Source organism: Roseibacterium elongatum DSM 19469 (assembly GCF_000590925.1).
Lineage (GTDB): Bacteria > Pseudomonadota > Alphaproteobacteria > Rhodobacterales > Rhodobacteraceae > Roseibacterium > Roseibacterium elongatum.
The window spans coordinates 1,714,723-1,733,549 of sequence record NZ_CP004372.1; the positions used below are offsets into that span (position 1 = coordinate 1,714,723).

Genomic DNA, 18,827 nt, shown 5'->3' on the forward strand with positions numbered 1-18,827 from the left:
AGGGGAGAAGCCGGCGCGCGTCGTCAGACCCCGTGGACGCCGCCCGTACGATGCGCTAGCGGGGCGGGCATGCCACGCTATGCGTTGAAAGTCGAATATGATGGCGCCCCGTTTGCCGGGTGGCAGCGCCAGGCCGATCAGCCCTCGGTCCAGGGCGCGATCGAGGCTGCGCTGGCGCGGTTGGAGGAGGGTGTGCCTTCGATTGCCGCGGCGGGGCGGACGGATGCCGGGGTGCATGCCACGGGCCAGGTGGCGCAGTGCGACATGGCCCGCGACTGGGATCCGTTCCGCCTGTCCGAGGCGTTGAACCACCATCTGAAACCAGACCCCGTCGCCATCGTTGCCTGCGCCCGTGTGGCCGAGGACTGGCATGCGCGGTTTTCGGCGGTGGAACGGCGCTACACCTACCGCGTGATCGTACGACGCGCGCCGCTGGTGCATGACGCGGGGCAGGCGTGGCATGTGCGCGGCGCTCTGGATGCGGAGGCCATGGCCGAGGCGGCCAGGGCGTTGGTCGGCCGGCATGATTTCACGACGTTTCGCGCGTCCATCTGTCAGGCCGCCAGCCCGGTCAAGACGATGGACGCGGTGGTGGTCGAGCCGGTTCCGCGCGCCAATGGCCTGGAAATCCGGGTCCACCTGCGCGCGCGGTCCTTCCTGCACAATCAGGTGCGCTCGATCGTCGGCACGCTGGAACGCGTCGGCGCGGGCGCGTGGCCGCCCGAACGGGTGGGGCAGGTGCTGGCCGCTTGTGATCGCGCCCAATGCGGCCCCGTGGCCCCGCCGCAGGGCCTGTATCTGACCGGGGTCGGCTACCCCGAAGATCCCTTTGCACAAGGTTGAGACGATGGAAACCGGCCCGGTCCCCCTGGTGAAAGAGCTGCTTTTCGTGGGCGGCGGGCATGCCCATGCGCTGGCCCTGCGCATGTGGGGGATGAACCCGGTGCCGGGGGTGCGGTTGACGGTGGTCAACCCCGGTCCGACCGCCCCCTATTCGGGGATGTTGCCGGGCCATATCGCCGGGCACTATGCGCGCGATGCGCTTGAGATCGACCTCGTGAAACTGGCGCGCTTCGCCGGGGCAAGGCTGATTTGCGATCGGGCGGTGGCGTTGGACCCGACGGCCAAACGCGTGACCCTCGCCGGGGGGCGGGCGCTGACCTATGACATCTGTTCGCTCGATATCGGCATCACCTCGGATATGCCCGCGCTGCCCGGTTTTGCCGCGCATGGCGTGGCGGCCAAGCCATTGGCGCGGTTCGCCGATCGGTGGGCCGAGGTCTGTGCCGGCACCGGGCCGATCAGGATCTCCGTCGTCGGCGGTGGTGTCGCGGGTTGCGAAGTGGCCATGGTCTGCGCCCACCGGATGCAGACCCTGGGGCGCGCGGCCGAGATATGCGTCATCGACCGCGGCCCGATCCTTGGCGGGGTGGTCCCGGCGGCGCGGCGGCATCTGCTCGGCGCTCTGGCCGGGTGGGGCATCACCCGGCACGAGGGAACGGCCCCGGCCGAGGTCACGGCCAGCGACATCCGGCTTGAAGATGGGCGGCGTATCGCCTCTGACCTGACGATTGGCACCGCCGCGGCCGTGCCGCAGGCTTGGGTGGCAGACACCGGGCTGGCGGTGCAGGGCGGGTTCCTTGTGGTCGACGAATACCTGCGTTCGGTCAGCGACCCGACGATCTATGCCGCCGGCGATTGCGCCCATTTCGCCCCCGATCCGCGCCCCAAGGCCGGTGTCTATGCCGTGCGCGCGGCCCCTGTTCTGGCCCATAACCTGCGCGCTGATCTGATCGGGGCACAGCGCCGCGCGTTCAAGCCGCAGCGCGATTTCCTGAAACTCATCTCGATGGGCGGGCAGCGCGCGGTGGCCGAGAAATCGGGCATCGCCGTGGCGGGCGGGGCGCTGTGGCGGTGGAAAAACGCCATCGACCAGAAATTCATGGACCAGTTCCGACAGCTGCCGCGCATGGACAAACCCCTGCCCCCCGCCAATGCGGCCAGGGGCGTGTCGGCCGAGATGGTGGGGCCGGCGCCCTGCGGTGGCTGCGGCGCGAAGCTTGGTGCGGGGGCGCTGTCGGGCGTGCTGTCGGGCCTGCCCTCGGCGGGCCGTGCGGATGTGGAGCGTGTGCCCGGCGACGATGCCGCCGTGCTGGTGATGGGAAAGACGCGTCAGGTGATTTCGACCGACCATCTGCGCGCCTTTGCGCTGGACCCGGCGCTGGTCTCCCGCGTGGCGGCGATCCATGCGCTTGGCGATGTCTGGGCCATGGGCGCGGTGCCGCAATCGGCACTGGCGACCGTCATCCTGCCGCGCATGGCGACGCAGATGCAGGGCGCGTGGCTGGACGAGGTGATGGCTGCCGCGGCCGAGGTCTTTGCCGCCGAAGGGGCCGAGGTGGTGGGGGGCCACAGCTCGATGGGGACGGAGCTGACCGTTGGCTTCACGGTGACGGGGCTGCTGAACGGCCCCACCCTGACGCTGAGGGGCGCGCGGCCGGGCGATGCGCTGATCCTGACGAAACCCTTGGGAACGGGCGTGATCCTGGCCGCCGAGATGCAGGCGAAGGCACCGGGCGATCAGGTCATGGCTGCGTGGCAGGCGATGGCGCGCCCGCAGGGCGACGCGTCGGCGCTGTTGGCGCCCTTGGCGCGCGCGATGACGGATGTGACGGGGTTCGGCCTGGTGGGACATCTGTCGAACATCTGCACGGCGTCGGGCGTCGGGGCGCGCGTGGATCTTGCCGCGCTGCCGCTGCTGGACGGGGCCGAGGCCTTGGCCGTTCATGGCCTCCGCTCGACCCTCTACCCGCAGAATCGCGCCACGCTCCGATGGATGGTCACGGCCCCCGATACAGCGCGTGCCGATCTGTGCTTTGACCCGCAGACGGCGGGTGGATTGCTGGCCGCCCTGCCCGAGGCGGACGCCCAACGCGTGTTGCCGCAAATCCGCGCGCTTGGCCATGACGCCGCGATCATCGGCACAGTGACCGAAGCGGCCGGGATCACCCTGATCTGAGTGTCACAACGCGCGGTCCAGCTTGGTCGACAGGTGGATCAGGCTTTCCGAGCTTTTGACCCCGTCGATCTCGCCGATGCGGTCCAGGACGGCATCCAGTGCCGTGGTGGTCGGGGCCGCGACCTCCAACAGCAGGTCCACCCGCCCCGAGGTGGTGTGGATGCGCTCGACCTCGGGCACCGCGCGCAGACGCGACAGGATCGCGGCCTGACTGCGCGGTTCGATGTTCAACAGCACCGAAGCGCGGATACGGCCTGCGCGCGCGGCCTCGCCCAGTTTCAGGGTATACCCCGCGATCACGCCGGAATTTTCCAGCCGTTCCAGCCGTGCCTGCAGGGTCGAGCGGGCGACCTTCATCTTGCGCGCCATCACGGCCACGGACATGCGCGCATCCCCCGCCAGCAGCCGCAAGATATCCCTATCGATTTCGTCCATCATCAGAATGGCCTGTGATTTCGTCGTTTTGCCGAAATCATTGCGCAAAATGTTTAAAGTGACCAGTGAAACCGCCCGAGTGCTGCGTCATCCTGTCCTTGCGAGCAGGACAACAGGAGACGCGCCATGACCGTCACCCGCCCCTTTCACATGACGCCAAAGGCGTATCTGGTGGCTGAACGACCCGACGATCCGGTCTTGTTTCTGTCGCCGGAGATCCTGGCCGCAACGGCGCGGCAGTTCATCGACGGGTTTCCCGGTCTCGTCACCTATGCGGTCAAGGCCAACGCCGCGGGCCCGGTGATCGAGAATCTGGCGCGCGCGGGCCTCACGGCTTTTGACGTGGCCTCGCCCGCCGAGATCGCGCTGGTGCGTTCGATCGCGCCCGAGGCGGCGCTGCATTACAACAACCCCGTCCGCTCGCGCGCCGAGATCGACGCGGCCATCGGCATGGGCGTGACCTCCTACTCGGTGGATGACGCGGGCGAGTTTGCCAAACTGGTCGAGGAGGGGGTCGCCCCCGGTGCCGAGATGACCGTGCGCTTCAAGCTGCCGGTTGCCGGTGCCGCCTATGATTTCGGCGAGAAGTTCGGCGCGACGCCCGAGGCTGCCGCCGACCTGCTGCGCGCCGTGGCCAAGGCCGGGTATCGCCCATCGCTGACCTTTCATCCCGGCACGCAATGCACCGACCCCGCGGCATGGGTCGCCTATATCGATGCGAGCGCCGGGATCGCCCGCGCGGCGGGCGTCACGCTCGACCGTCTGAATGTCGGCGGCGGCTTTCCCTCGCGCCGGATGCAGGCCGATACCCCGCCACTCGAGGCGATTTTCCGGGCGATCGACGGGGCGGTGGCCCGCGCCTTCGGCACCTCGCGCCCGGCCCTGATTTGCGAGCCGGGCCGCGCCATGGTGGCCGAGGCGGTCAGCCTTGCCCTGCGCGTCAAGGCGCTGCGCCCCGGCATGGTCTATCTCAATGACGGCATTTATGGCGCCTTGGCCGAGCAGCCCGTCATGGGCATGACGGACCGGCTGGGTGTTGTGGCCCCCGATGGCAGACCACGCTCCGGCGCGCCCGTGCCGCGCCTGATCTGGGGGCCGACCTGTGACAGCCTCGATCGCATGCCCGGCGCAGTGCCGTTGCCCGAGGACATGGCCGAGGGCGACTATGTGCTGATCCACGGGATGGGGGCCTATTCCACGGCGACGGTGACGCGGTTCAACGGCTACGGCGCGATGCGCCTTGCCACCGTGCGCAGCCTGAGCTGAGCCTTCGTGCGCGGCCGCCCACTGGACAGTGCGCCACGATCCCCTAGTGTCCGATGGGACAAGACGGCCATGGCACGGGGACATCAGAGATGACGAAATTCGGCAGCAGCCAGCCAGTCACGCGGGTCGAGGATACGCGTTTTCTGACCGGACGGGGCCGCTATATCGACGACACCGCCCCCGAGGGCGCGTTGCGCGCCGTTGTGGTGCGCAGCACGCAGGCCCATGGCGAAATCACGATGCTGAATGCCTCCGAGGCGCGCGCGGCGCCGGGTGTGCGGGCCGTCTACACCGCCGAGGACCTGGCCGCGCAGGGGCTGAAGAACGCCATGCGCTTTTCCACCGTCCCGAACCAGGATGGCAGCAAGGGCGCCGCGCCTGACCGCACGATCCTCGCCGAGGGGCGCGTGCGCTTTGTCGGTGACCCCATCGCCTTCGTCGTGGCCGAAACACTTGATCAGGCGCGCGATGCCGCCGAGTTGATCGAGGTCGATATCGACGACTTGCCGGTCAAACTGGACCTAGCACCGGGCGGCCCCGCCATTCATTCCGAGGCCCCCGAGAATGTCGCCTATGACTGGGCCATCGGGGATGCCAACGCGACCGAGGCCGCGCTGGCGACCGCGGCCCATCGCGTGACGCTGACGACCCATGACAACCGCATCATCGTCAACAGCCTGGAACCGCGCGGCTGCTATGCCGAGATGGACGGCGACCGCATCCACCTTGCCCTGAACGGGCAGGGGGTCTGGGGGCCCAAGCGCGACCTTGCCAAATGGTTCGGCTGGGAGGCCGGGCGCGTCCATGTCACCACGCCCGATGTGGGCGGCGGGTTCGGCATGAAGGCCATGGGCTACCCCGAGCAGTTCCTTGTGTCCCTGGCCGCGCGCGACCTGGGCCAGCCGGTGCATTGGATGGCCGAACGGACCGAGTCGATGCTGTCGGACAATGCGGGCCGCGACCTCGACGTGACCTGCGAGTTGGGGTTCGATGACGACTACAAGCTGACCGCCTACCGCGTCGACAGCATCTCGAACCTCGGGGCCTACAACTCGCAATTCGGGCAGGGCATCCAGTCTTCGCTGTTTTCCAAGGTGTTGACCGGCACCTATGACATTCAGACCGTCTTCATGCGCAATCGCGGCGTCTACACCAACACCACGCAAGTCGACGCCTATCGCGGCGCGGGCCGCCCCGAGGCGATCTATGCACTGGAGCGCGCGATGGACTATGCCGCGCGCGAGTTGGGCCTCGACCCGCTGGAGTTGCGGCGCCGCAATTTCATCAAGCCCGACCAGTTCCCCTACCGCTCGGCCACGGGCGAGTTGTACGACGTGGGCGATTTCCCCAAGTTGCTGGATCGCGCCGTGATCGAGGCGGACCTTGCCGGGTTCGAGGATCGCCGCGCCGGGTCCTACGGGCAGGGGCGGCTGCGGGGCCTTGGCGTGTGCTACTACATCGAGTCGATCCTGGGCGACCCGGACGAGACCGCGACCATCGAACTGACCGAAACCGGCGCACGCGTCTATGTGGGCACCCAGTCGAACGGGCAGGGGCACGAGACGGTCTATGCGCAACTGCTGCACGATCAGACGGGCCTGCCGCTGGAGGCGATCGAGATCGTGCAGGGCGACAGTGACCGCATCGCCACGGGCGGCGGCACGGGCGGGTCGCGCTCGGTCACGGTGCAGGGCATGGCGATGCGGTCGGCCGGAACCGCGTTGATCGGTGGGCTGACCGAGTTCCTGGCCGAGGAGATGGACCAGCGCGAGATCAGTTTCGATGCGGAAGAGGGTGTGTTCCGCGCGCCCGGCTCGAACGTGGTCGTGACGCTGATCGAGGCCGCAGATCGGGCCCGCGCCGCCGGCAAGGCCGAACTCTGCAGCGCGACCCGCCACGAGGAACTGCCGGGCCGGTCCTACCCCAACGGGTGCCACGTGGCCGAGGTCGAGATCGACCGCGAAACCGGGGACACGCGCGTCGTGCGCTACACGGTCGTGGATGATTTCGGCAACCTGATGAACCCGCGCCTGGCCGAGGGGCAGGTCCATGGCGGCGTGGCGCAAGGCATCGGGCAAGCCATCACCGAGCGCGTCGTGTTCGACGAGGACGGGCAGCTATTGACCGCGACCTTCATGGATTACGGCATGCCGCGCGCCGACGACACGCCGTTTGTGGCCTTTTACACCCAACCGGTCCCCTCGATCATGAACCCGCTCGGCATGAAGGGCTGCGGCGAGGCCGGCACGGTCGGTGCGCTGGCGGCGGTGGCGAATGCGGTGCAGGATGCCCTCTGGCCGCTCGGCATCCGGCAGGTGGACATGCCCTTCACGCCCGCACGCGTCTGGGCGATGTTGCAGGATCAGACCGATGGGAAGATCGCGGCCGAGTAGGGGCATATGGGCCCGGCTTGTCGGGTTCCGCAGCGCCCCGCCGCGCCTGCCACAGGTGCGCCCGCCACAGACCCATGTGGTGCTGCTGGATGGCACGATGTCTTCGCTGCGACGAGGGTACGAGACGAATATCGGCCTGACCTACCGGCTGCTGCTGGGCCTGCCCTCCGATGCCCCGGTCACGGTCTATTACGAACCGGGGATCCAGTGGCGCGGCCTGCGACGCGCGCATGAGGTCATCGCCGGGATCGGGATCAACCGGCAGATCCGCCGCGCCTACCTGTTTCTGGCGCGCAATTACCGGCCCGGCGACCGTATCATCCTGATGGGGTTTTCGCGCGGGGCCTATGCGGTGCGTTCCTTGGCGGGGCTGATCGACACGATGGGCCTGCTGCGGCCCGCGCAGGTCGATGAGGACACGCTGGACCGGGTCTATGACTGCTACCGCCACGCCCCCCAAAGCGCCGAGGCGCGTGCCCTGAGGGCCGCGCGCTGCCATGAGCGCGTGACCGTGGATTTCCTGGGGGTCTACGACACGGTGCGCGCCCTCGGCATCCGCTGGCCGATCCTGTGGCGGCTCTTGCCCATGCCGCATCCGTTCCATTCCCACATCCTGGGGCCATCGGTCCGGGCGGCGCGGCAGGCCCTCGCCCTGGACGAGACGCGGGATGTCTATGCGCCCGTCATGTGGACCTGCCCGCCGGACGACGCGGCGCCGCGCCATGTGCAGCAGATGTGGTTTCGCGGCACCCATGGCGATGTGGGCGGGCAGATCGACGGCTGGTCGCCGGCGCGCGGCCTGTCGAACATCCCGCTGGTCTGGATGCTGCAAGAGGCCGAGGCCGCGGGCCTGCCACTCCCGATGGTGTGGCGGCACCGTTACGTGACGGACGCGACCGCGCCATCGATCGGCACCTTCATGGGGGCGGGCAAATATTTCCTGTTGCGCCATCGCCGCCATGTCGGGCTGGACCCGTCGGAATACCTGCACCCCAGCGCGCGTCCGGCGGCGGTGGCGCGTGGTCTGACCTGCCCGACGCGCCATCCCCCGCGCCGACCGTTCCAGCCTGAGCGGGGGCGTTGCCGCGTGGCTCGGCCTGCGGCCTGCGCCCACGACGGCGGTGGCCGCGCTGGCGCGCGGCGGTCGCGCCGACATCAGGAGACGGATCATGATTTGCGCCGGATCGCGCGCAGGGTCGCCTCGGCGCTGCGCGGGTCCTCGGGCCAGGGATGCTTGGGGTATTGCGCGCGCATATCCTTGCGCACATCGGCATAGGAGCCGTCCCAGAACCCCGGCAGATCGGTCGTCACCTGCACCGGGCGTTGCGCCGGCGACAGCAGCACCAGGCGCACCGGCAGGCGGTCATGTCCGACGGTCGGATGCGTCGTGACGCCGAACACCTCTTGCAGGCGCACGGCCACCTCGGGCACCGCGCCGGAATAGTCGATGGACAGGGCGCGCCCCAGCGGCGTCGTCCAGGCCCGCGGGGCGAGGCGATCGACCTCGGCCATCCGGTCCCAGCCGATCCAGTCCATAAGGGCCTCGGCCGGGTCGAACCGGGCCAGCCCCTCGGCATCACGGATGCCGGCGAGATAGGGCGCGGCCCAATCTGACAGATGCGCCAGAAGTGTTGCATCGGACATGTCCGCGACGCCCGAGAAACGCACCCGCGCCCGCAACAGCCGTGCGCGGGTCGACCACCCCAACGCATCCAGCCCCAGGTCGCGGATGCCATCGAGCAGGGCCGCGGTAACCGCCTCGAGGGGGGGCGTCTTTCCACGCACGGTCCTCCAGAACAAGGGCGCCGAACCTCTCTTGGCGCCGCGCCTCGACCCGGCGGTGGCGTCGCGACCAGCGACAGGTCTCGACCCAGCGGATGGTGTCGCCATGACTGGCGCGCAATTCGGCCTCGGACAGCACGGCGGCCTGCCGAATCCGTGCCTCGCGCGGGTCGCCGTCGAGGTCGGTCGCGACGATCAGGCGTTGACCGGCCAGGCTGTCGCCCTCGGGCAGAACGGCGCCCTTGCCGCCCGACAGGACGTAGCGCGGGGCACCGCCCTTGCGCCGCAGGCCGACCCGATCAGGATAGGCCAGCGCGGCCTGCGCGCCAAGCGACAGGGGTGGACCATCCTCGAACCGCGCGAGGCGCTTGGCCTCCTGCCGGATGCGGGCGACGGCCCCGCGATCGGCCCCCATCGCCGCAGGGTCATCAAGGGCGCGCAGCCTCAGCGCCAGATCGGCGCCCCGCCCCCGCAGGGGGTCACGCTCGGCCAGAAGCGCGGCCAGGCGCGCCGCACCGGGGCCGCCAAGGCGGACCAGATGCCCGAGGCGCGGATGCAGCGGCAGGCGCACCAGCGCGCGGCCATGCGCGGTGATGCGGCCCGCCGCGTCCAGCGCCCCCAACCCCTGCAACAGGGCGCGGGCCTCGGCCATGGCGCCCTCGGGCGGGGGCGTCAGAAAGGCAAGCCCGTCATCCGCGCCCCAGGCGGCCAGTTCCAGGGCAAGGCCCGCCAGATCGGTGGCCTCGATCTCGGCCGGGGGAAAGGCCGGCAGCGCGCCCTCCTGCCCCTTGGTCCAAAGGCGATAGCAGACCCCCTCGGCCACGCGGCCCGCACGCCCGCGGCGCTGCTCGGCCTCGGCGCGGCTGACGGGTTCGGTCACCAGCCGCGACATGCCGCTGCCGGGATCGAACCGCGCCCGCCGCGACCGGCCACCATCGACGACGATGCGCACATCCTCGATGGTCAGCGAGGTTTCGGCGATGGACGTGGCCAGCACGAGCTTGCGCCCCCGTGCCTCGGGGCGGATGGCGGCGCGCTGCTCGGCAAAAGGCATCGGGCCGTATAGCGGGCGCAGATGCACGTCGGACGGCAAACGACCCTCAAGCAGCGCCGCGACGCGCCGGATCTCGCCCTCACCGGGCAGGAAGGCAAGGCAACCGCCGGGCGCCTCGGCCATGGCCTGTTGGATCAGTTGCGCCATCTCGCCCTCCCACCGGGTGTCGCGGGGCAGCGGGCGGTCGAGCCAGCGGGTTGTCACCGGAAAGGCCCGCCCCTGCGAGGTGACGAGGGGGGCATCGTCCAGCATCGCCGCGACCGGCCCGGCATCGAGCGTCGCCGACATCACCAGCAGGCGCAGATCGGGCCGCAGGGCGCCGCGCACTTCCCACGCCAAGGCAAGACCCAGATCGGCATTGAGCGAGCGTTCGTGGAATTCGTCGAACACAAGCGCACCGACCCCGGCAAGGTCCGGATCGTCCTGGATCATGCGGGTCAGGATGCCCTCGGTCACCACCTCGATCCGTGTTTCCTTGGACACGCGCGCCTCGCCCCGGATGCGGTAGCCGACCGTGCCCCCCACGGTCTCGCCAAGCGTGTCGGCCATGCGTTCGGCGGCGGCGCGCGCCGCAAGTCGGCGGGGTTCCAGCATCAACAGCCGGCCTTTGAAACTGCCGGCCTGCAACAGCGCCAGCGGCACGCGCGTGGTCTTGCCCGCGCCGGGCGGGGCCTGCAGAACAGCGCATCCTTGGGCCTCCAGGGCCGCGATCAGCTCTGGCAGGATCGTGTCGATGGGCAGGGTCACCGCGGCGTCAGTTCCGTCGCACGATGCGGACCGTGCCGTAGATCGTGGGCGAAGCGACCTCGGTCAGATGCCAAAGATCGCCCACGGGCTCGAATGTCGCGGTGAAGTTGAAATGCGGGTGCCGTGCCAGATCGTCGGCGGGAAACCCCTCCAGCCGGCGATGCGTGGCGTTGCAGGTGATGACATCGCCGCTGCGCCGCGGGCTGCCGACGGTGACCGAGGCCAGACGCGCACCGTCATAGATCGACGCGCTCCAGTTGCAGAGCTGGTTTTCCGGGCGGGCCCGAGCCAGACGGTACATCGCGGTCAGTGGATCGACCGATCCTTGTGCGCGGGATGGCGGAACCGGGGTCGCCGTACCGGCCTGCTGGCTGCGGACGACAGGCGTGCCGCCGCGCCAGATCATGTCCACCGCACTTTGGCGCTGGCCGGTATCGACGGTTTCGCGGTAGCTGAGCGCACTCAGCCGCGGCGATCCGAACACGCCCTCGGCGTTCAGGCGGAAATTCACCCGGGCAAAGGCGGCGGCCAAGCCGGTCGCGCGAATGTTCGCGCCGACGGCGTAGGCATTGCCGCTCTCGCGATGGGCGACCGCGATCCGGGCCACGGTAAGCGGCCCGTAGATGACATCGAAGGCGAAATTGTCCTGGGCCTTCGCCTGCGGCGCCATCGCAATGACCAGGCCCGCCAGACCCGCCAGAACGCAGCGACGCACACGCCTGACCGGGCTGGACAGAAAGGGGCGGATGCGGGCAAACAACGGTGGCACGGTCGGAATACTCCCTTCCAGACTGGGCGCATGATAACAGGGAAAGACAGGCAATCCATGACCGAAATCGCAGAGTTGACCCGGCGCATCCTGTCAGGTGACCGCCGTGCGCTGGCCCGTGCGGTCACCTTGGTGGAAAGCACGCGCGACGATCACCGCGCAAAAGCGACGGCGTTGATGGAGGGGTTGCGCGGGTCGGGGCGGCAGGCCTTGCGCATCGGTCTATCCGGCACGCCGGGGGTGGGCAAATCCACCTTCATCGAGGCCTTCGGGATGATGCTGACCGAGGCCGGGTTGCGTGTGGCGGTTCTGGCGGTCGATCCCAGTTCGGCCCGGTCAGGGGGCTCGATCCTGGGGGACAAGACGCGGATGGAGCGCCTCAGCCGCGAGAAAGGCGCGTTCATCCGGCCCTCGCCCTCGTCGTCGCAACTGGGCGGCGTGGCGCGGCGCACCCGCGAGGCCGTGGCCCTGTGCGAGGCGGCGGGGTTCGACGTGGTGCTGATCGAAACGGTCGGTGTCGGCCAATCCGAGACCATGGTGGCCGAGATGTGCGACCTGTTCGTCCTGCTGTTGGCGCCGGCGGGCGGCGACGAGTTGCAGGGCGTCAAGCGCGGCATCATGGAAATGGCTGACCTGATCCTGATCAACAAGGCCGATGGCGACCTCAAGGCGACGGCCACGCGCACGGTGTCGGACTATTCCGGGGCCCTCAGGCTGCTGCGCAAACGCCCGCAGGACCCCGAGGGGTTTCCCAAGGCCCTGCCGGTCTCGGCCGTCGAGGGCAGCGGGTTGCGGCCGCGTGGGAAGATATGCAAACCCTTGCCGAGGCGCGCAAGACAAGCGGCTGGTGGGACCGGCGGCGTGCCGAACAGGCGGCCCATTGGTTCGAGGAAGAGGTCCGCTGGGGCCTGTTGCGCAAGCTGCACACCGATCCCGAGATCCGCGCGGCCATGGCCGATCGTGCGCAAGACGTGGCCGAGGGGCGGCTTACGCCGGACGCTGCGGCCGGGCAAATGCTTGCCCGGCTGTCTTCGGCCTGACCTCGCTCAGGTTTTCCGATCAGCGCTGTACCGACTGAAGGAAATAGGTCAGGGCCAGGATACGCCCCTGCACCACCTCCTCCGCCGTCGCGGCGTTGGGCAGGATCATGGCCTGCGCCTCGGTCGACAGCAAGGTGCCCCAAACCGGCATCTCGCTACCGTGCCCGCGCACCATCTGGCGCCCGTCGATCGAGGCCATCACGGCGTCAAAGGGAAAGACTCCGTCGTTTGCCGCCGCCAGCATGGACAGATCACTTGGCGCAACCGCAAACAGCTCTGCAACCGAGCCATCGCCATGCCCCATCGTACCATGGCATACGGCGCAGTTCTCCTGAAACAGGTTGAACCCGTAGCCGGTGTATCCGGCGCCCGTGCCTTGGGCAAAGGCGGCCGTGGCACTGACCGCCAGACACACCGCGCCAACCGCAAAATATGAACTTAAGGACATATTGCCCTCCCATCTCCTCCCACATTCGCGCCGGGGCATGATAGGAGAGCAGTCCAACTATTGCAATTGCAACAGGTAAGTGGTTTTGGGCGAGCGGATTACCCGAAAAGCCGGTCACCCTGTTCGTCGATCACCTGCTTTGCCTTGAGGATCGCATAGGGCGCGACCTCGTCCGCGCTCTGGAACCGGTCGGCCCGGATCAGGTGATGCACCTTGGTGTCGCCATCGAGATCCTTCTCGATCCGGGCCCCCAGCAAATAGCCGCCATCGGCCTGTTGTGGCGCCGGATAGATGCGAAAGCCCTTGTAGAGTTCGGGCTCGACCTCGGGCGTGCCCTTGCCGCCGAAGAGTTTCGAGAACAGGGACATGGCGATTCCTCCGTTTGCCTGTGCCCCCGACAGGTAGGGGCTTATCCGGGCCGCGCAACCGGAGCGATCATCCGGCCCGCTGTCGTCCCCATGTCAGTTTGGCCATCAACACCAGCCACGGCGTCGCGTGCAGCAGAAGGTCGAAGATGTCCAGCGGTCGGGTGAGTTCCCCGGCGGCCAGCATCTTGAGTTTCTCCCAGATATGCGGCTCGGGGAAAAAGGGCGACAGGCCGAGTGTCAGGCAAAGGACGATCAGGATGGAATAAGGGATGTCAGCGAGGAAGGAGCGGATGGCGGACATGCGATTCTATACTTTGCCAATTTTTGTCGAGTATGCGTAAATGTTCCTGCTAACGGACTGTGACTAGCAAGAGAACGGCCATCCGAAAAGATCGGCCTTTTGCCGATAAAAAGATTTGACTGAAGAAAGACGATACGATGCCTACAAAAACCCTGCTCGCTGCCGCTGCCATCAGCATTCTTGCGTCCAATTCGCCGGCGGAAACCTTTGACTGCAGGCTTGATCCCAATTCGAGTGCGTCGCTCATGCCACACCAGGTCGTTATCAATCTGAATCGACCGGGTCGTGCAACCGTTTCACATGGCTGGCAGGATGGCCCACTAACCCACGATGTCACGGTTTCGACCTCGGGAAATCGGATCGACTTCTCATTCAGAGCAAACGCGTCCATACGGAATACATCAGCACCAATTCATTTCAGGGGCACGCTTCGCCCCGGTCAAAGTCAGCTGTCTTTGTCATGGCAAGCCGGTGGCGGATGGTCAGGCAATTCACGCGGAGTTTTCGCGTGTAGCCAAAGATAAACCGACACATCGGTGATTGGTCATCGTGCGCCCGGACGCCAAAGACCTGAAATCCGTGGTGTCGTCGAATCCGGCGCGACGGCGGGCCGAGGTACGTGATCCGGCGTCATGACACTTTCTCGAGGATTGGCGCGCATCAACCGGCCGCCCACGCGACCGGACGTGCTCGGATTTGGCTGGGCTGAAACACTTCGAGTCGATAGTTAGTCCACCGCCCGGTTCTATTTGGGCACAATCTGGATGCGCCATTTGCAGGAGATATGGCGTGTTCAAAAGGATCTTTGCAGTCTGATATTGCGAGAATGCCATCGCGGATATCAATCACAGGGCCTCGCCGTCCGGGGGAGTGGCTCAGCGTCGCGTCGCAAACACCCCTCGGCCAAAGATGCCGTAGTCGGCCCTTACAGACAGGGCCGCGTGCAATGCGAATAAAGGTTTCTGCGGGATGGACGCCGAAGCTGGCGCAAGAGCAGGATTTTGCGGGCCAACACCTGCGACCGTCGGTCCGCGGCAAGAGACGTCAAGGCCGCCGGCCAAGTCTTGCCACAACCACTCACTGATCGAGGAAGCTCCGCAGTTTCCGGCTTCGGCTGGGGTGCTTCAGCTTGCGCAGCGCCTTCGCCTCGATCTGGCGGATGCGTTCGCGGGTCACGCTGAACTGCTGGCCGACCTCTTCCAGCGTATGGTCGGTGTTCATCCCGATGCCGAAACGCATGCGCAGCACGCGTTCCTCGCGCGGGGTGAGCGAGGCCAGAACGCGGGTCGTGGTTTCCTTGAGGTTTTCCTGAATGGCGGAATCCAGCGGCAGGACGGCATTCTTGTCCTCGATGAAATCGCCAAGCTGGCTGTCTTCCTCGTCGCCGATGGGCGTCTCCAGCGAAATCGGCTCCTTGGCGATCTTCATCACCTTGCGAACCTTTTCCAGCGGCATCTGCAGCTTTTCGGCCAGTTCCTCGGGCGTCGGCTCGCGGCCGATCTCGTGCAGCATCTGGCGGCCGGTGCGCACCAGCTTGTTGATCGTCTCGATCATATGAACCGGGATGCGGATCGTGCGGGCCTGATCCGCGATGGACCGCGTGATGGCCTGCCGGATCCACCAGGTCGCGTAGGTCGAGAACTTGTAGCCGCGGCGGTATTCGAACTTGTCCACAGCCTTCATCAGGCCGATGTTCCCCTCCTGGATCAGGTCGAGGAATTGCAGCCCACGGTTGGTGTATTTCTTGGCGATGGAGATCACGAGGCGCAGGTTCGCCTCGACCATTTCCTTCTTGGCCTGACGGGCCTCTTTCTCGCCCTTCTGGACCTGCGCCACGATGCGGCGGAATTCCTGGATGTCGAGCCCCACATAGGTGCCGACCTGCGCCATGTCGGCGCGCAGCTCTTCGACCTTGGGGCGCGAACGGTCCATCAGGGCCTGCCAGCCCCGGCCCGACTTGCCCGTCATGCGGTCCACCCACGACGGGTCCAGCTCGGACCCGCGATATTCCTCGATGAATTCGCGGCGGTTGATGCGGGCCTGATCAGCCAGTTTCACCATCGCGCTGTCGATCGACATGATGCGGCGGTTGATGCCGTATAGCTGGTCGATCAGCGCCTCGATGCGGTTGTTGTGCAGGTGAAGCTCGTTCACCAGCTCGACGATTTCCGAGCGCAGTTGCTGATACTCGGCCTCGTCATCGGTGGAAAAGCTGGCATCCTCGTTCAAGGTGGCCGAGATGCGCAAATCCTGCATTTCCGCCAGACGCGCGTAATCATCGGCGATACGGTCGAGGGTTTCCAGCACGCGCGGCTTCAGCGCGGCCTCCATCGCGGCAAGGCTCATATTGGCCTGCTCGTCCTCGTCGTCGTCGTCGTCCTTGGCAATCGGATTGCCGTCGGCGTCCAGTTCGGGCTGATCGCTCTTGGCTTCGGGCTTGGGCGCGGCGCCGGGGGTCAGGGTTTCGACGACGGGGGCGCTATCCTCCTCATCGTCCAGCTGGTTGCCGAAAGTCGCGTCCAGGTCGATCACATCGCGCAGCAGGATGTCCTCGTCCAGCAATTCGTCGCGCCAGATCGTGATCGCCTGAAAGGTCAGGGGCGACTCGCACAGACCGGCGATCATCGTGTTGCGGCCGGCTTCGATGCGTTTGGCGATTGCGATCTCGCCCTCGCGGCTCAGCAACTCGACGCTGCCCATCTCGCGCAGGTACATGCGCACGGGGTCGTCGGTACGGTCGAGTTTCTCGGTCTCGGTCTGGGCGACGGCCACCTCGCGCGAGGTCGAGGTCTCGACCACGTCGGTCGATTCCTTTTGCTCGTCGGTGTCTTCGGCTTCCTCATCCTCGATGACGTTGATGCCCATCTCGCTGAGCATCGACATCACGTCCTCGATCTGCTCCGAGCTGACCTGTTCGGGCGGCAGAACGGTGTTGAGTTGGTCGTAGGTGATGTATCCGCGCGCCTTGGCCTCGGCGATCATTTTCTTGACGGCGGCCTGGCTCATGTCGAGTCCGATTTCGGGCTCGTCGCCTTCCGCCTTTCGATCGTCGGTGTCTTTGGCCATGGGCAAATATCCTTGTTCGGCTTGAGCGCGCCGCGCCCGGATTCGGGAACCATGCGGCGTGACCCTTGCGTTCGCAACCAATCATTTAGCGCGAATCACTGATTCGCATAGGGCGGTCACGGCCTTTTCTTCGCGCGACCGGCGCTGTTTAGCAACTCATGGAAGGCGGCGCGGGCCTCCTGTGTGTCGCCGAATTGCTCGGCGGGGCCGTCATCGCGGGGCGAGAGGGCGGCGTGCTTGCTGCGGACGGCCTGATTCAGGCGAAAGGACAGTGTCGCGTCTTCTCCGTCCGTGGTCTGGCCGAGATCCTCGAGCGCCTCGGCCATTTCCTCTTCGATCGCGTGGGCCGCGGCGTGTTTCGCGAATTCCTCGCCAAGGCAGATCGCCGCCTGTTCCACATCTCCGGCACCGATGAGAAACGGTGTTACGCGCAGATGGCCCGTGGCCTCGAGGCTTTCAAGGGTCGGGCCAAGGCCAGCGGCCATTATTTCACTGCGCAGGGCATCGGGCGTGCGCGACTCGGTGGCCAGCAGGTGATTTGCCAGGCGGGCCTGTTCGGCGTCGCGGGGCGCAAGGCGCTCGAGACGGTCCTCGTACTGGTCGATCAGGTCGGGAAACCGCACCAGCGTCGTCAGGATCAGCGCGACGCGCAGCGCCTCGCCATCCAGCGTCGTGGCCAGTGCGCGCGTATGGGCCAGGGGGCTGGCGGCCTCGGCAAAGCCGCGCGGCCGCCAGCCACCCCTTTGACCCATCGGGCTGCGGGCCGGTCGAAACAGCGCGCGCCGCTTGTCGGCCAGCGCCTCGGCGTAATGGCGTTTCAACGAGGTGTCGGGAATGCGGCCCACCGCCTGGCGCAGCCGCCGGTCCAGCGCCGCGCGCCGTTCGGGGGTATCGAAGCTCTGCCCATCGGTCTCGCGCCGCCACAGCAGGTCGACCAGCGGATCTGCGCCGTCCAGCGCGTCCTGCATGGCCTTTGGCCCACGTGTCTTGATCAGGTCGTCGGGGTCCAGCCCCTCGGGCATCAGGCAGAACCGCAGGCTGCGTTCGGGCGACAGGTGCGGCAGCGCAAGATCGATCAGCCGCATCGCGGCGCGCAGGCCCGCCTTGTCGCCATCCAGCGCGATGACGGGTTCCGGCGCGATGCGCCACAGCAGTTGCAACTGGTCCTCGGTGATGGCGGTGCCAAGGGGGGCGACGGCCCCCTCGAACCCGGCCTGAACCAGCGCGATCACGTCCATGTAGCCCTCGGCCACGATCAGCGGATGGCCCTTGCCCGCCGCCTCGCGGGCGGGGGCGTGGTTGTAGAGGGCGCGGCCCTTGTCGAAGAGCGGGGTCTCGCGGCTGTTGAGGTATTTGGCACGCGCGTTGGGGTCCATCGCGCGCCCGCCAAAGCCGATGCAGCGCCCGCGCGTGTCGCGGATGGGAAAGGTGATGCGGTCGCGAAACGCGTCATAGGGTGCGCCGCCATCGTCGGGGCGCGTCGCGATCCCGGACTCGATCACATGCTCGGCAGGCAGCCCCTTGCCCGTCAGGGCGGTAAAGGCCCCCTGCCGCTGCGCCGGGGCAAAGCCGATCTCGAAACGGCCAGCGTGGCCTGGCTCAGGCCGCGCCGGTCCAGATAGGCGCGCGCCTCGGCCGCGGCCGCGGTCTTGAGTTGCAGGCGGAAATGGGCCACCGCCGCCTCGGTCGCATTGGCAAGCTGGGTGGCGTGATCGGCCTTTTCCTGCGCGCGCGGGTCGCGGGCGGGCATCTGCATGCCCGCTTCGCGGGCCAGGATCTCGACCGCCTCCATGAAGCCGACATTCTCGGTCTCTTTCACGAAGCCGATGGCGTCGCCCTTGGCATGGCAGCCAAAGCAGTAATAGAACCCCTTGCGGTCATCGACGTGAAAGCTGGCCGTCTTTTCCTGGTGAAAGGGGCAGGGCGCCCACATGTCGCCCTTGGCCTGGTTCGATTTGCGATTGTCCCAGATGACCTTGCGCCCGACCACCTGCGCCAGCGAGGTGCGCGATCGTAGCTCGTCAAGGAATCCGGGGGGCAGGCTCATGTTCCATATATCGGGGCGCCACATGCCCGAGTCCAGTCGCGCGACGCAGACGGCGACCGGGATGCCGGATAATCCACAAGTCTTTTGCGATG

12 protein-coding genes and 3 pseudogenes are annotated in these 18,827 nt (G+C 67.3%); 6 read left to right on the forward strand and 9 right to left on the reverse strand.

What is annotated here, in order from left to right; translation table 11 throughout:
• Nucleotides 1–69: 69 nt before the first annotated feature.
• Complete coding sequence (gene truA / locus ROSELON_RS08325) at nt 70–843, forward strand: tRNA pseudouridine(38-40) synthase TruA (protein ID WP_025311953.1); 774 nt, start codon at nt 70–72, stop codon at nt 841–843.
• A 4-nt stretch (nt 844–847) separates the two neighbouring features.
• A complete protein-coding gene (selD, locus tag ROSELON_RS08330) occupies nt 848–3,019 on the forward strand; it encodes a selenide, water dikinase SelD (protein ID WP_025311954.1) in 2,172 nt (723 codons plus the stop codon).
• 3 nt (nt 3,020–3,022) lie between these two features.
• Here the strand turns inward: selD and ROSELON_RS08335 are convergent, their stop codons facing one another.
• Nucleotides 3,023–3,454, reverse strand: a complete 432-nt coding sequence (locus ROSELON_RS08335) for an Lrp/AsnC family transcriptional regulator (RefSeq protein ID WP_025311955.1) — start codon at nt 3,452–3,454, stop codon at nt 3,023–3,025.
• A 126-nt stretch (nt 3,455–3,580) separates the two neighbouring features.
• Here ROSELON_RS08335 and ROSELON_RS08340 point away from each other — a divergent pair, with 126 nt between their 5' ends.
• The 3 genes from ROSELON_RS08340 (at nt 3,581) to ROSELON_RS08350 (ending at nt 8,389) form a co-directional block, all read left to right on the forward strand.
• Nucleotides 3,581–4,720, forward strand: a complete 1,140-nt coding sequence (locus tag ROSELON_RS08340; protein ID WP_025311956.1) for a type III PLP-dependent enzyme — start codon at nt 3,581–3,583, stop codon at nt 4,718–4,720.
• 89 nt (nt 4,721–4,809) lie between these two features.
• Nucleotides 4,810–7,113 (forward strand): xanthine dehydrogenase family protein molybdopterin-binding subunit, encoded by a 2,304-nt coding sequence (locus ROSELON_RS08345; RefSeq protein ID WP_025311957.1) that lies wholly within the window; start codon nt 4,810–4,812, stop codon nt 7,111–7,113.
• A gap of 55 nt (nt 7,114–7,168) precedes the next feature.
• Nucleotides 7,169–8,389 (forward strand): DUF2235 domain-containing protein, encoded by a 1,221-nt coding sequence (locus tag ROSELON_RS08350; protein WP_245605434.1) that lies wholly within the window; start codon nt 7,169–7,171, stop codon nt 8,387–8,389.
• Here the strand turns inward: ROSELON_RS08350 and hrpB are convergent.
• Together hrpB and ROSELON_RS08360 are read right to left on the reverse strand one after the other, a co-directional pair.
• A pseudogene (gene hrpB, locus ROSELON_RS08355) lies at nt 8,281–10,696 on the reverse strand (ATP-dependent helicase HrpB). The gene ROSELON_RS08350 and the pseudogene hrpB sit on opposite strands and share 109 nt — an antisense overlap.
• A gap of 7 nt (nt 10,697–10,703) precedes the next feature.
• The gene (locus tag ROSELON_RS08360) at nt 10,704–11,465 is read right to left on the reverse strand and encodes a DUF3108 domain-containing protein (RefSeq protein ID WP_156945899.1); all 762 of its coding nucleotides are present in this window, start codon (nt 11,463–11,465) and stop codon (nt 10,704–10,706) included.
• A gap of 57 nt (nt 11,466–11,522) precedes the next feature.
• Between ROSELON_RS08360 and meaB the strand changes: the two are divergent.
• Nucleotides 11,523–12,505: pseudogene (meaB, locus tag ROSELON_RS08365) on the forward strand (methylmalonyl Co-A mutase-associated GTPase MeaB).
• Between the two features lie 19 nt (nt 12,506–12,524).
• Here meaB and ROSELON_RS08370 read toward each other — a convergent pair.
• From ROSELON_RS08370 to dnaG, 6 genes and pseudogenes are all read right to left on the reverse strand, one after another.
• On the reverse strand, nt 12,525–12,953 hold the full coding sequence (locus tag ROSELON_RS08370; protein ID WP_156945900.1) for a cytochrome c family protein: 429 nt from the start codon (nt 12,951–12,953) through the stop codon (nt 12,525–12,527).
• Nucleotides 12,954–13,051: 98 nt separating this feature from the next.
• Nucleotides 13,052–13,321 carry an HlyU family transcriptional regulator gene (locus ROSELON_RS08375; RefSeq protein WP_025311963.1) on the reverse strand — a complete coding sequence of 90 codons (270 nt, stop codon included), beginning with the start codon at nt 13,319–13,321 and terminating at the stop codon, nt 13,052–13,054.
• Between the two features lie 67 nt (nt 13,322–13,388).
• A complete protein-coding gene (locus tag ROSELON_RS08380) occupies nt 13,389–13,622 on the reverse strand; it encodes a hypothetical protein (protein ID WP_038650329.1) in 234 nt (77 codons plus the stop codon).
• A gap of 49 nt (nt 13,623–13,671) precedes the next feature.
• A complete protein-coding gene (locus ROSELON_RS18175; RefSeq protein ID WP_156945901.1) occupies nt 13,672–13,869 on the reverse strand; it encodes a hypothetical protein in 198 nt (65 codons plus the stop codon).
• Nucleotides 13,870–14,699: 830 nt separating this feature from the next.
• Nucleotides 14,700–16,688, reverse strand: a complete 1,989-nt coding sequence (gene rpoD / locus ROSELON_RS08385; RefSeq protein ID WP_025311965.1) for an RNA polymerase sigma factor RpoD — start codon at nt 16,686–16,688, stop codon at nt 14,700–14,702.
• 116 nt (nt 16,689–16,804) lie between these two features.
• Nucleotides 16,805–18,735 (reverse strand): annotated as a pseudogene (gene dnaG, locus ROSELON_RS08390) (DNA primase).
• Nucleotides 18,736–18,827: the final 92 nt, after the last annotated feature.

Coding starts and splice junctions, on each gene's coding strand:
- truA (WP_025311953.1), top strand. CDS start 70: ATGCCACGCTATGCGTTGAAAGTCGAATATGATGGCGCCCCGTTTGCC.
- selD (WP_025311954.1), top strand. CDS start 848: ATGGAAACCGGCCCGGTCCCCCTGGTGAAAGAGCTGCTTTTCGTGGGC.
- ROSELON_RS08335 (WP_025311955.1), bottom strand. CDS start 3,454: ATGGACGAAATCGATAGGGATATCTTGCGGCTGCTGGCGGGGGATGCG.
- ROSELON_RS08340 (WP_025311956.1), top strand. CDS start 3,581: ATGACCGTCACCCGCCCCTTTCACATGACGCCAAAGGCGTATCTGGTG.
- ROSELON_RS08345 (WP_025311957.1), top strand. CDS start 4,810: ATGACGAAATTCGGCAGCAGCCAGCCAGTCACGCGGGTCGAGGATACG.
- ROSELON_RS08370 (WP_156945900.1), bottom strand. CDS start 12,953: ATGTCCTTAAGTTCATATTTTGCGGTTGGCGCGGTGTGTCTGGCGGTC.
- ROSELON_RS08375 (WP_025311963.1), bottom strand. CDS start 13,321: ATGTCCCTGTTCTCGAAACTCTTCGGCGGCAAGGGCACGCCCGAGGTC.
- ROSELON_RS08380 (WP_038650329.1), bottom strand. CDS start 13,622: ATGTCCGCCATCCGCTCCTTCCTCGCTGACATCCCTTATTCCATCCTG.
- ROSELON_RS18175 (WP_156945901.1), bottom strand. CDS start 13,869: ATGAGCGACGCACTCGAATTGGGATCAAGCCTGCAGTCAAAGGTTTCC.
- rpoD (WP_025311965.1), bottom strand. CDS start 16,688: ATGGCCAAAGACACCGACGATCGAAAGGCGGAAGGCGACGAGCCCGAA.